General features: G+C 61.3%; 13 protein-coding genes. 11 read left to right on the top strand and 2 right to left on the bottom strand.

The window, feature by feature from the left end:
• The first annotated feature begins 25 nt into the window (after nt 1–25).
• The 8 genes from HAV21_RS18860 (at nt 26) to dnaE (ending at nt 8656) form a co-directional block, all read left to right on the top strand.
• Nucleotides 26–793, top strand: a complete 768-nt coding sequence (locus HAV21_RS18860; RefSeq protein ID WP_166842747.1) for a polyphenol oxidase family protein — start codon at nt 26–28, stop codon at nt 791–793.
• On the top strand, nt 786–1544 hold the full coding sequence (locus HAV21_RS18865) for a YggS family pyridoxal phosphate-dependent enzyme (protein ID WP_142939523.1): 759 nt from the start codon (nt 786–788) through the stop codon (nt 1542–1544). The genes HAV21_RS18860 and HAV21_RS18865 overlap by 8 nt, the downstream gene beginning before the upstream one ends.
• An 85-nt stretch (nt 1545–1629) precedes the next feature.
• Entirely contained in the window at nt 1630–2166 is a 537-nt protein-coding gene (gene sepF / locus HAV21_RS18870) for a cell division protein SepF (protein WP_142939522.1), read from the top strand.
• 106 nt (nt 2167–2272) lie between these two features.
• On the top strand, nt 2273–2560 hold the full coding sequence (locus HAV21_RS18875) for a YggT family protein (protein WP_024820479.1): 288 nt from the start codon (nt 2273–2275) through the stop codon (nt 2558–2560).
• 156 nt (nt 2561–2716) lie between these two features.
• The gene (locus HAV21_RS18880) at nt 2717–3415 is read left to right on the top strand and encodes a DivIVA domain-containing protein (RefSeq protein WP_142939521.1); all 699 of its coding nucleotides are present in this window, start codon (nt 2717–2719) and stop codon (nt 3413–3415) included.
• Between the two features lie 98 nt (nt 3416–3513).
• Nucleotides 3514–4122 carry a signal peptidase II gene (gene lspA / locus HAV21_RS18885; protein ID WP_142939520.1) on the top strand — a complete coding sequence of 203 codons (609 nt, stop codon included), beginning with the start codon at nt 3514–3516 and terminating at the stop codon, nt 4120–4122.
• Nucleotides 4115–5041 (top strand): RluA family pseudouridine synthase, encoded by a 927-nt coding sequence (locus tag HAV21_RS18890; RefSeq protein WP_142939519.1) that lies wholly within the window; start codon nt 4115–4117, stop codon nt 5039–5041. The genes lspA and HAV21_RS18890 overlap by 8 nt, the downstream gene beginning before the upstream one ends.
• A gap of 57 nt (nt 5042–5098) precedes the next feature.
• Entirely contained in the window at nt 5099–8656 is a 3558-nt protein-coding gene (dnaE, locus tag HAV21_RS18895) for a DNA polymerase III subunit alpha (RefSeq protein ID WP_142939518.1), read from the top strand.
• 79 nt (nt 8657–8735) lie between these two features.
• Here the strand turns inward: dnaE and HAV21_RS18900 are convergent, their stop codons facing one another.
• Entirely contained in the window at nt 8736–9236 is a 501-nt protein-coding gene (locus tag HAV21_RS18900) for a flavin reductase family protein (protein WP_142939576.1), read from the bottom strand.
• Nucleotides 9237–9350: 114 nt separating this feature from the next.
• Here HAV21_RS18900 and HAV21_RS18905 point away from each other — a divergent pair, with 114 nt between their 5' ends.
• From HAV21_RS18905 to nrdR, 3 genes are all read left to right on the top strand, one after another.
• Entirely contained in the window at nt 9351–9884 is a 534-nt protein-coding gene (locus tag HAV21_RS18905) for a hypothetical protein (RefSeq protein ID WP_166842748.1), read from the top strand.
• A gap of 4 nt (nt 9885–9888) precedes the next feature.
• Nucleotides 9889–11262, top strand: coding sequence for a histidinol dehydrogenase (gene hisD / locus HAV21_RS18910; protein WP_142939516.1), 1374 nt, complete (start codon nt 9889–9891; stop codon nt 11260–11262).
• A gap of 210 nt (nt 11263–11472) precedes the next feature.
• Nucleotides 11473–11973, top strand: a complete 501-nt coding sequence (nrdR, locus tag HAV21_RS18915) for a transcriptional regulator NrdR (protein ID WP_142939515.1) — start codon at nt 11473–11475, stop codon at nt 11971–11973.
• 75 nt (nt 11974–12048) lie between these two features.
• Here nrdR and HAV21_RS18920 read toward each other — a convergent pair whose 3' ends face one another.
• A complete protein-coding gene (locus HAV21_RS18920; protein WP_347877675.1) occupies nt 12049–12828 on the bottom strand; it encodes an SDR family oxidoreductase in 780 nt (259 codons plus the stop codon).
• Between the last annotated feature and the right edge of the window lie 7 nt (nt 12829–12835).

Consider the following 12835-nt stretch of genomic DNA (forward strand, 5'->3'; position numbering starts at 1 on the left):
CGCGGTTCGAAAGAGTCAGTACCAGGTGTTTTGGTGGCGAAATGAAGTACGACCCGGCGTTTCTGTAGCCTTCACGGATACAGGCGCCGGGAACCTGGCTCTCCACGTACAGGACGACCCCACGGAAGTGATGGTTCGTCGTGCCCGGGTGGAACACACTCTCGGCTTGCGCCCGGACGGTTCGCGTACGCGCCAGTTCCAGTACATGAACCAGGTCCATGGAAATCATGTGGAGTTCATTGCAGCTCATGGACCTGGACCAACCGCTGATGCCATGGTCTCCGCTGCCCCTGTACCGTCTGGACAGCATGCAGTCGCCCACCCGCCTGCAACCCCCGGGCGATCAGCACAGCCTTTGGCCGTGATGGTGGCCGATTGTGTCCCGGTTCTGCTGGTTGGTAGCGACTCCAACAACAGCCCCGTCCTGGCTGCTGCCCATGCCGGGCGTCCCGGGGTCGCGTCAGCCGTGGTGCCCGCAACTGTCGCTGAAATGCGGCGTCGGGGAGCTGTTGATATCAGCGCTTGGCTCGGACCGTCCATTTGTGGCTCGTGTTACGAGGTCCCCGAACAGCTGCGTGCCGAGGTGGCAGAAAAAATACCTGAAGCGTGGTCCTCCACCTCGTGGGGTACACCTGCCCTTGACCTTCCGGCGGGTGTACGCGCGCAGTTGCACTCACTGGATGTCCCCGTGGAGTACTCGGGGGAATGCACCCGTGAAAACGACTCCCTTTTCTCTTACCGGCGGGACTCCCGGACCGGTCGATTTGCAGGTTTGGTGTGGACGCATGACTAGCCTCGAAGACGGCAACCAACAACGGGAAGAATCATCCAGTGATCCCCGCACGGCTGAGCTGTCGGCCCGGCTGGAGGTGGTGCGGCAGCGGATTGACGTCGCTACCCGCACTGCAGGACGGCTTGACCTGCCGCGGTTGGTGGTGGTGACTAAATTCCATCCGGCGGCCGATGTTCGCCGCCTGGTGACACTTGGTGTCGAGGATGTCGGCGAGAACCGCGACCAGGAAGCGGCCTCCAAGACTGCTGAACTCTCCGGGATTGACGTCCGATGGCATTTCATCGGCCAGCTTCAGAGCAATAAGGCAAAGTCGGTGGTCAAGTATGCTGCCTCGGTCCAGTCTGTTGACCGCGTGCAGCTGGTTGATGCTCTGGCCAAGGCCGTCGCCAGGGAGAAGGATGCCACGGGGCGCAGCGATCTTGACTGTTTCATCCAAGTCAGCCTGGATGACGACGCCGGCGCACACCGGGGCGGCGCCACGCCCTCCGATGTTGAGATGCTCGCGGAAAGAATCGAGCTGGCGGACGGTCTGGTGTTGTCCGGACTGATGGCCGTGGCGCCTTTGGGGGCTGATCCGAATGTGGCCTTCGAGCGACTCGCGGGGATTTCCAAAGCGCTCCGCGCAGTGCATCCGGCCGCAACAGGTATATCCGCCGGCATGAGTCAGGACTTGGAAGCCGCCGTGAAGTTCGGAGCGACACACCTGAGAATTGGCTCCGATATTCTCGGTTCCCGTCCGGCCGTGGGGTAGCGTCAAAGTATTGGAATGACGGGCCGGGGTTCCAATATGTCAAGTCATGGCGGCCCGCCTACTGCAGAAACGATAGGAGTGCACCATGGCTGGCGCTCTGCGCAAGACAATGATCTATCTTGGGCTCGCCGACGGCGATGAACACTACGAATCTGAGCAGTCCGTCGCCACGCAGCACGATGAAGAACGCCCCCAGGCACAGGAACGGGAAGAGCGCCGTGCGCCCGCTCCCGTCCGGGAAGTTGTCCGTGAAATGCCCACTGTAGATGCCGAAGAGGAATACCGCGCACCCGTGACACCCATCAAGCGTGCGGCATCCAGCCGCGAAGATGCCTCGGGCCTGAGGCAGATCACCACCGTCCATCCTCGTTCGTACAACGACGCAAAGGTCATTGGCGAGAGCTTCCGGGATGGCATTCCGGTCATCATGAATGTCACTGACATGGGTGAGTCCGATGCCAAGCGGCTTGTGGACTTTTCCGCCGGCCTCGTCTTCGGCTTGCACGGCAGCATCGAGCGGGTGACCAACAAGGTCTTCCTGTTGTCGCCGTCGTACGTTGAGGTCATCGGGGACGACAAAAAGGCCAGCGAAACGCAGGCCAGCTTCTTCAACCAGAGCTGACAACAGTCTTTTGCGGATGCCAGGCGGGTCAACCCGCCTGGCATCTGTGTTGCAATAGTAGGGACCGATCGGCATTCCGGAACAAGTGGGAGATCTGAGCTAACTCGTGGGCATTGTTTTCGGCCTTATCTATATTGTGTTGTTGCTGTTCTTCATCGCCCTGATCATCCGACTCATCTTCGAATGGGTCCAGATGTTCGCCCGCCAGTGGCGGCCCAGGGGTGTGGCGTTGGTTACAGCCCATGTGGTCTACTCCGTCACTGATCCTCCCCTTAGCAGGCTCAGGAAGCTGATCCCGCCCCTCCAACTTGGCGGAATCTCCTTGGATCTTGGGTTCTTGATCCTGATTATTGCCGTCAGCATAGCCATGGCAGTGACCAACAGCCTGGCGTAGTTGCTCCGCGGAACCCGGGCCACCGATGGTCCATAGGCCGCAAATTCTCCAAATCAACACGATGGTGTTGAATTGGAGGAACAAGATGATATTTAGGTACCGTAGTTTTGAACGGCCGGAAGGCCTACTGACTAACTAGACCAACGAGGTGACCAGATGGCTTTGACGCCAGAAGACGTTGTCAACAAGCGCTTTCAGCCGACCAAGTTCCGCGAAGGCTACGACCAGGACGAGGTTGACGACTTCCTCGACGAGATCGTGGTGGAACTTCGCCGCTTGAACCAGGAAAACGACGAACTTCGCAAGAAGCTCGGCGAGGCCGGTTCGGCCGTTCCCGCTGCAACTGCTGCGGCTCCGGTCGTCGAGAAGGTTCCGGCCCCGGTCAAGGTTGACAAGGAAGCTGAGGCGAAGGCGGAAGCCGAAGCCAAGGCCGCAGAAGATGCCAAGAAGAAGGAAGCCGAGAAGGCAGCAGCCGCTGCTGCAGCTCCGAAGGCACCTGCTGCAAGCAATGGCGTCACCACGTCCGCTGAGTCCGCTGCAGGTCTGCTGGCCATGGCGCAGCAGATGCACGACAAGCACGTTTCCGACGGTGCGCAGCAGAAGGAAAAGATCATTGCCGAGGCTCAGATCGAGGCTTCCAGCCTCGTCAACGACGCCCAGGAGAAGTCCCGCAAGATCCTTGGTGCCCTTGAGCAGCAGCGCTCCGTTCTTGAGCGTAAGGTTGAGCAGCTCCGTGGTTTCGAGCGCGACTACCGTTCACGCCTGAAGGCTTACATCGAAGGTCAGCTCCGCGACCTTGACGCCCGTGGTTCCGTCGCTGCCCCTGAGGTTGGCGAAGCAACCGCTGACGTTTAGCAAGTATTCTGAAAGCCGGTGGCTGAGGACTCCTCGGCCGCCGGCTTTCTGTGTTAAGAGACCGACAGCAGCCCGCACGCTTCCCGAATGAAAGCACTATGACCGACGACTTCACCGCTGAGGCCACACAGCCGACGCCTGCCGGACGCCGTAAGTGGCGTCCTGCCATGCTCTGGCTTTTTGCCGGCTTCGCCGTGTTCGCCTACGTTTTTGACCAACTCACCAAACTTTGGGTCACCAGCACCATGACGGAGGGTGAGCGCATTCCGGTGCTGCCTCCGCTGCTGCACTGGTACTACATCCGCAACTCCGGGGCGGCATTTTCCATCGGCGAGAATGTGACGTGGGTTTTCACGATCGTCATGGCTGTGGTCTCTGTGGCGATTCTCTTTCAGCTGCGAAAGGTGGGCTCGGTCTGGTGGGCGCTATCCCTGGGACTGCTCTTTGGCGGTGCCCTCGGCAACCTGACCGACCGCTTGTTCCGCGAGCCGTCTTTCGCCATGGGACATGTGGTGGATTTCATTCAGCTGCCGAACTTCGCCATCTTCAACATCGCAGACTCGGCGGTGGTGTCCGGCGTCGTCATTATCTGCCTCCTGACCTTGCGGGGGGTTGGCATGGACGGAACCCGTCATGTGGCAGCGCCAAAGCCGGCCAAAGATGCCAAATCCGCCGGCGGCACCAACGGGGAGCCCGCTGGTGAGTAAATCCATAGTGGTTCCCGAGGAGCTGGCCGGGGCGCGCGTTGATGCCGGACTGGCACAGCTTCTGGACATTTCCCGCTCTGCTGCCGCGCTGCTGATTTCAGAAGGAAACGTCACCAGCGGCGGAGTTGCGCTGGGTAAATCGGCGAAGCTCGTTGCCGGTACATTGCTTGATGTCACGGTTCCCGAGCGGCCGGATCCCCTGGAAGTCGTGGAGGAAGTTGTGGAAGGCCTGAAGATCCTGTTGGACGACGACGAATTCGTTGTCATCGACAAACCGGTGGGGGTCGCAGCCCACCCTTCACCAGGCTGGGTGGGCCCCACAGTAGTGGGAGGCCTTGCCGGAGCAGGTTACAGGATTTCTACGTCGGGAGCGCCCGAGCGTGCGGGGATTGTTCACCGGCTGGATGTGGGGACATCCGGTGTCATGGTGGTGGCTAAGACTGAGAACGCTTACACGGTGCTGAAGAAGGCCTTCAAGGAACGCACCGTGGACAAGGTGTATCACGCAGTTGTTCAGGGACTGCCCGATCCTCTTCAGGGGACCATTGACGCCCCCATCGGACGGCATCCCGGCCACGACTGGCGATTCGCCGTCATCGAGGACGGCCGACCCTCAGTGACCCACTATGAGGTCCTGGAAGCTTTTGGTAAGGCGACCCTGGTGGAAGTGCATCTGGAAACGGGGCGCACCCACCAGATCCGCGTCCACTTCTCAGCGCTGCGGCATCCTTGTGCCGGCGACCTCACCTACGGAGCGGACCCCCGCCTGGCTGCCACCCTTGGTCTCACCCGTCAGTGGCTGCACGCCCGTCAACTTGGATTTACCCATCCCCGCTCCGGCGATTGGGTGGAAGTCAGCAGCGAATATCCGGCGGACCTCCAGTACGCTCTGGATCTGCTGGCCACTGGCTCCGCATAGACGGATTTCACTGCCCGGGTCCGATTTCTGTATGACACGGGACGGTAGACTGTCGTGGTGACTTCCAGCAATGATTCGTTTGTCCACCTGCACACCCACACTGAGTACTCCATGCTGGATGGAGCTGCCCGGCTCGGTGAGCTTTTCGATGAAACCGAACGGCTGGGCATGCCGGCCCTGGCCACGACTGACCACGGATATTTGTTCGGGGCGTTCGACTTCTGGCGCAAAGCCACAGACAAGGGCATCAAGCCGATCATCGGCGTCGAAGCCTATGTAACACCCGGCACCGCCCGCGGGGACAAGGAGCGTGTGCGCTGGGGCGACGAAAGCCAGCGTAAGGACGATGTCTCCGGCGGTGGCTCGTACACCCATATGACGCTGCTGAGCTACAACAACGTGGGCATGAGGAACCTCTTCAGGGCTTCTTCGATTGCTTCCCTGGACTCTGTCTTTGGTAAGTGGCCGCGGCTGGACCGGGAACTGCTCAACACCTACTCCGAAGGCCTGATCGCCACCACCGGATGCCCGTCCGGAGAGGTCCAGACCAAGTTGCGCCTGGGGCAGTACCGCGAAGCCGTGGAGGCTGCAGCAGAGTTCCGCGACATCTTCGGAGCGGAGAACTATTTCTGCGAACTGATGGACCACGGGCTGGACATTGAACGGCGCGTCACCGGCGACCTCCTGCGCTTGGCCAAGGAACTCAACCTGCCACTGGTGGCCACCAATGACCTCCATTACACCCATGAGCACGATGCCAAGGCCCATGAAGCGTTGCTGGCGATTCAGTCCGGTTCCACGCTCCTGGAACCGACGTACGATAACGGCGGTTCCCGCTTTGCGTTCTCCGGTAGTGGCTATTACCTGAAATCTCCGCAGGAAATGCGGGAATTGTTCCGCGATCACCCTGAAGCCTGCGACAACACGCTGCTCATCGCCGAGCGTTGCGAAGTTTCCTTCAACACCGGCGCCAACTACATGCCGCGCTTCCCTTGTCCTCCCGGTGAAGACGAGACCTCCTGGTTGGTCAAGGAAGTGGACGCCGGTCTGAAGTACCGCTATCCCCAGGGCATTCCGGACAAGGTCCGCAAGCAAGCTGACTATGAGCTCGGTGTCATCACCTCCATGGGATTCCCCGGGTACTTCCTGGTGGTTGCCGACTTCATCAACTGGGCCAAGAACAATGGCATCCGGGTAGGTCCCGGCCGTGGTTCCGGTGCAGGATCCATGGTGGCCTACGCCATGCGCATCACCGACCTCGACCCGCTGCAGCACGGCCTGATCTTTGAACGCTTCCTCAACCCGGACCGCGTTTCCATGCCTGACTTCGACGTCGACTTCGATGATCGCCGCCGCTCCGAGGTGATCGACTACGTCACCAAGAAGTACGGCGACGAGCGCGTGGCCATGATCGTCACGTACGGAACCATCAAGACCAAGCAGGCGCTCAAGGACTCTTCCCGTGTGCTCGGCTATCCGTTCAGCATGGGCGAGACACTCACCAAGGCCCTTCCGCCTGCCGTCATGGCCAAGGACATTCCGCTGGCCGACATCCAGAACCCGGAGTCCAAGCGCTACAGCGAGGCAGGGGACTTCCGCCAGCTGATCGCTACCGATCCCGAGGCCGCCAAGGTCTTCGAGACCGCGCTGGGCATCGAGGGCCTGAAACGCCAGTGGGGTGTTCACGCCGCCGGCGTCATCATGTCCTCGGACCCCATCATCGACGTCATCCCCATCATGCGCCGTTTCCAGGACGGCCAGGTCATCACCCAGTTCGACTATCCGACCTCCGAGGGCCTCGGACTGATCAAGATGGACTTCCTGGGCCTGAGGAACCTGACGATCATTTCCGATGCCCTGGAAAACATCAAGATGAACCGCGGCGTTGACCTGGACCTGGAAAACCTGGAACTCGATGACGCTCCGTCCTACGAGCTCCTGGCCCGCGGTGACACCCTTGGTGTGTTCCAGCTCGACGGTGGACCCATGCGGTCCCTGCTCAAGCTGATGAAGCCTGACAACTTCGAAGATATCTCCGCAGTCCTTGCGCTGTACCGGCCTGGTCCCATGGGTGCCAACGCCCACACCGACTATGCTCTGCGCAAGAACGGGATTCAGGAAGTAATCCCCATCCACCCGGAACTGGAAGAACCGCTCAAGGAAATCCTGGGTGGAACCTTTGGCCTGATCGTGTACCAGGAACAGGTCATGGCTGTGGCGCAGAAGCTGGCCGGCTACTCTCTCGGCCAAGCAGACATCCTCCGTCGTGCCATGGGCAAGAAGAAGAAGTCCGAGCTGGACAAGCAGTTCGCCGGCTTCTCCCAAGGTATGCAGGACAACGGCTACTCCATGGCCGCTGTCAAGACGCTCTGGGACATTCTGCTCCCGTTCTCCGACTACGCCTTCAACAAGGCCCACTCGGCCGCGTACGGCGTGATCTCCTACTGGACGGCCTACCTGAAGGCGCACTACGCGCCGGAGTACATGGCGGCACTTCTGACGTCGGTGGGTGATGACAAGGACAAATCCGCCATCTACCTCAACGAGTGTCGTCGAATGGGCATCACGGTCCTGCCGCCGGATGTCAACGAATCATCGCTGAACTTCACCCCTGTGGGCACGGACATCCGCTTCGGTATGGGCGCCATTCGCAACGTGGGTGTCAACGTGGTGGATGCCATGGTGGCCGCCCGCACTTCCGAAGGAAAGTACACGTCCTTCAAGGACTTCCTCCTGAAGGTGCCGGCCGTGGTGTGCAACAAGCGCACCATCGAATCGCTGATCAAAGCCGGGGCCTTCGATTCGCTCGGCCATCACCGGCGGGCTCTGGCGATGATCCATGAAGAAGCCATAGATTCCGTGATCACGCTCAAGCGCAATGAGGCCATTGGCCAGTTCGATCTTTTCGCCGGCTTTGAAGACCAGGAGCCCGAGGCGTCGCTGACAACGGAAATCCCGGATCTGCCCGAGTGGGAAAAGAAGGACAAGCTGTCCTTCGAACGGGACATGCTGGGCCTTTATGTCTCAGACCATCCCCTGCAGGGATTGGAGGGCGTCCTCAGCCAGCACGCGGAACAGTCCATCACCTCGATCATCGCTGAGGACGGACCGCACGACGGCGCCATTGTCACCATTGCGGGCATGATCACCTCGCTGAGCCGCAGGATCGCCAAGGCCAGCGGAAACGCGTACGCCCGGGCAGAGATCGAGGACCTCGGCGCTTCCATGGAGGTCATGTTCTTCGGCCAGGTGTACGGGCCCATTGCCTCGGTCCTGGCCGAGGACTTGATTGTTGTTGTCAAGGGACGGTTGCAGCGCCGCGATGACGGTGCGGTCACCCTGAATTGCATGGAGCTTTCCGTCCCGGACCTCAGCGAAAGCGTGAACGGTCCGGTGGTTATCACCATTCCTACGTTCAAGGCCACCGAAGCAGTTGTGACAGACCTGCGGGATGTGCTGCGCACTCACCGCGGAAACTCGGAAGTCCGTCTCAAACTGATGGGCGATACGAAGGTAGAGGTTATGGGCTTGCCGGTCCATATGAGGGTTAACCCCAGCCCATCACTGTTCGGGGACCTCAAGGTGCTGCTGGGTCCGGCCTGCCTGGACAACTGATACACCTGCGCAACTGATACACCTGGATAACTGATACAGAGGTCCTGGCAAGGCTGGCCGCCGCAGGAATCCTCAGCCCTTAGATTTCGTAGTCGAGCGGGGCGGGCTTGCTGTAGGCGCCGCCGTGGTAGAGCAGGGGAGTGCCGTCCTGGCCCACTTGCCCATCAACCACCTCCACCACCACTACTGCGTTGTTCTCGAAGGACAGGCGCATTTGGATTCTGCCAACGAGCCAGCCGCTGACGTCCTTGAGAATGGGGACGTCGTGGGGGCCCGGCTCCCAGTGGTCGCCGTCGAACCGATCGCGGGTCCGGGCGAAGCGATTGGCGAGGGCTTGGTTTTCCAGCCCCAACATGTGAACTCCGATGTACTCCGCGTTGGCCACAGCCGGCCAGGAACTGGAGCTTCTGGCCATATTGAAGGTGAAGCGGGGCGGTTCGGCTGACAGGGAGGCCACGGACGTGGCAGTGAATCCAAACGGGCTTCCGTTCAGGTTCGCCGTGATGATTGCCACTCCGGCGGCATGCCGACGGAACATTTCCCGGAAGGTCTGATCGTAGCCGGATGGTTCGCTGGACACGTGGGTGTTCTCCTGGGCTGTGGCGGTGGTACTTCTCACCTTCAGGGTATTCCTCCCATCCGGCGAGCCCCACATTTTGTTGGGTAGGCGTGAGCCTTTGTTAAGGTGAGTTGCATGACCGAGCCCACCGCGCACGTCCCACCCGTTTCAGAACCGTTGCCCGCCACGAAACCCCGGCGGCCGAAGGATGTGCTGTGGCTGGTACTTCCGGCTGCTTTGGGCGTGGTGGCCGGGGTGGTCTGGTGGCTGTTGGCTCCGGGCGGGTTGAACCTGGTCTCGGGCAATCCGGATCTGGCCAATGCGGCCAATCCTGATTCCTGGCTTCCACGAGACTTGGTCCTCGGAGCCCTGATGTTGCTGGCAGGCTGCCTCACCGGCGTCATGCTTGACGGGAAGCTGCAGGGGGAGGGTTCGGGCAGACGCTTGACCTTTGCCCTTGTTGGCGGTGCTTTAGGGGCTCTTATCGCCTGGTTGGTCGGGCTACTGACGGGCCAGCTACTGGGTCCGGCCCCGGATCCGGCACTTGGCTCCGGGTTTGGTTTCACGCTTCGCTCCTATGCTGTGCTGGTCCTGTGGCCTGCTGCCATTGCCTTCATCACGTTCGTCCTGGCCCTGTTCGGGGTTCTGTTAAAGAAGCCCGTAAAATAGCCGGGTGACCACTTCTCCGGATACTTCCGCCCCTTCCACTGACGCCCTTGCCTTTCGGAGCATCGATTTCCGGGGCCGCCACCTCTCCCTGGCGGAGCTGCGTGCAGCGGTTCCCAGGGCGCAGCATCAGACCATGGCGGATGCGGAGCAGAAGGTCCTAAACATCATTTCCGATGTCCGAAGCCGTGGCTTTGCCGCCTTGGGTGAACTGGCCAGGAAATTCGACGGTGTGGAACAGTCCCACCCGCGGGTCCCGGCAGAGGCGCTCTCCAAGGCCCTGAACGAACTTGATCCGAAGGTTCGGGCCGCCTTGGAAGAATCCATCAACCGTGCACGGCAGTTTGCTGACCAGCAGCGCCCTGCCAACGTTGACGTTCAGCTTGGCGACGGCGCTCTTGTCAGCCAGAACTGGATTCCGGTGGGGCGCGTAGGGCTGTACGTTCCCGGCGGACTGGCCCCTCTGGCGTCATCGGTGATCATGAACGTGGTCCCCGCGGTTGCGGCGGGCGTCGAGTCCATTGCGTTGGCATCCCCGCCGCAGAAAGACTTCGACGGACTTCCGCACCCCACCATCCTGGCCGCCGCGAAGCTCCTGGGCATCGATGAGGTGTACGCCATCGGTGGTGCACAGGCAATTGTTTCGTTTGCTTACGGCGTTCCGGGTACCGGAGGCGAGTTGCCCATTGAGCCCGTTGACGTGGTCACTGGACCCGGCAACATCTTTGTGGCCACAGCCAAGCGGCTCGTGAAGGGCGTGGTGGGCATTGACTCGGAGGCCGGAACTACCGAGATCGCCATCCTCGCCGACTCCACTGCGCAGGCCCCCTTGGTGGCCGCTGATCTCATTAGCCAGGCCGAGCATGATCCCAAAGCAGCTTCCGTCCTGGTGACGGACTCCCCGGAGCTGGCCGACGCCGTCGTGCGTGAACTGGCCCGGCAAGCCTCTGCAACCAAGCACAGTTCCCGGGTCCTCGAGGCGTTGTCCGGACCGCAGTCCGGTGTGGTGCTGGTGGACGATCTTGAGCAGGGGATCGCAGTCTGCAACGCGTACGCCGCTGAGCACCTGGAAATCATGACGGCAGATGCGGCGGCAGTCGCATCGCGGATCCGTAACGCGGGGGCGATCTTCGTGGGCGACTTCAGCCCGGTAAGCCTGGGGGACTATTGCGCCGGTTCCAATCACGTACTGCCCACCAGCGGGACGGCGGCTTTCTCATCAGGACTCAATGTCACGACGTTCCTCCGTGCAGTTCAGGTCATCAATTATGACCGCGCCGCACTGGAGCAGGTCAGCGGACATATTGTGAGCTTGTCAGGTGCCGAAGACCTTCCCGGCCACGGAGACGCCGTCCGGATCCGCTTCACTGAGGGGTCGTAAGCAGTCCTGAGAAGTCCTGAGAAGTCCTGACCAGCACCTAACTGACCACTACATATATGGGTACCCTGTACTACATGTAGTAGTTACACGCTTGTCATTACGGTGGGGCGGCCCGTAAACTGGTGCCGGAAGAGAATCTTCCGGCACTTTTGCGTATCCGGCGTCCTGCCGTTTCCGAGTCCGTGCCGGAGCTGTCAGGGGAGGCCCAGCGTGTATTGTCCGTTCTGCCGGAATCCCGACTCCCGCGTCGTTGACAGCCGCATGGCTGACGATGGCTCCGCTATTCGCCGCCGCCGCCAATGCCCTGAGTGCGGACGCCGCTTCACCACTGTGGAGACCACCAGCTTGTCCGTCATCAAGCGGTCCGGCGTTGGCGAACCATTCAGCCGGATCAAGGTCATCAGCGGAGTCCGCAAAGCATGCCAAGGGCGTCCGGTCACTGAAGACGATCTGGCGATGCTGGCTCAGGAAGTCGAGGAAAATATTCGTTCCTCGGGCGCGGCGGAGATCGATGCCCATGAGGTGGGCTTGGCGATTCTGGGCCCGCTGCGGAAGCTGGATGAAGTGGCGTACCTTCGTTTCGCGAGCGTCTATCAGGCGTTCGAGTCCTTGGAAGACTTTGAGTCGGCCATCTCGCTGCTGCGCCATGAGGCAGACGAAGCCAAGGCAGGCGCCAAAGAAGCCACGGGTTCGGAAAAGAGCCCGCTCTAACTCCGGTGGCGGCAGCGGAGGGGAAGCCGCAGCCGCCACCGGCACCAATCCGGGCCGGGCTGTCCCGGTCAGGCGCTAGCGTCCGCCAGATACGGGGAGCACAGCACCTGTAATGTAGCCAGCCCCATCCGACATCAGCCACATGACGGCCGCAGCCACCTCTTCCGGTTCGGCTCCGCGACCCATGGGAATGGTTGGGTTGAGCCTTTCCACCCGGTCCGGCATTCCGGCCGCTGCGTGGAGCCCGGTGTTCGTGCTGCCGGGGGCAACGGCGTTGACACGGATGCCCTGCTTGGCCACTTCTGCTGCCAGACCCACCGTCAGGACGTCAACGGCGCCCTTGGTGGCCGCGTAGTGGACCCAGGTCCCCGGTGAACCGGCTTTGGTGGCGGTGGACGAGATATTGATGATGGATCCGCCACTGCCGCCGTTGTGCGTTGTGAGCCTCCGGACTGCTTCCTGGCACATGAACATCATTCCGGAGATATTCACATCAACAACGCGCTGCACTACTGCTGCAGGGACGTCAGCCAGTGGACCAATCAGGTTGCCGGTGATGGCAGCGTTGTTGACGACGGCGGTGAGCGCACCGAAGCTGCCGGCGACGTCGAACAAACGCCCGACGTCGGCGGGCTGGCTGATATCGGCCTGCACGCTGACTGCCTTGCCGCCTTGAGCCAGGATGTCGTTGACCACTGACTCTGCGCCTTCGCTGTCTGCAGAGTAATTAACCACTACGAGGTAGCCGACGGCCGCCGCGGCCCGGGCCACGGCGGCACCGATCCCGCGGCTGGCGCCAGTGACAATCGCCACTCCGCGTTCGGTGGGCCGGGCAGCCGGCAGCTGTTCTGCCACGCTGGAA

The sequence above is a fragment of the Paenarthrobacter sp. MSM-2-10-13 genome, from assembly GCF_011605365.1.
Classification (GTDB): Bacteria; Actinomycetota; Actinomycetes; order Actinomycetales; family Micrococcaceae; genus Arthrobacter.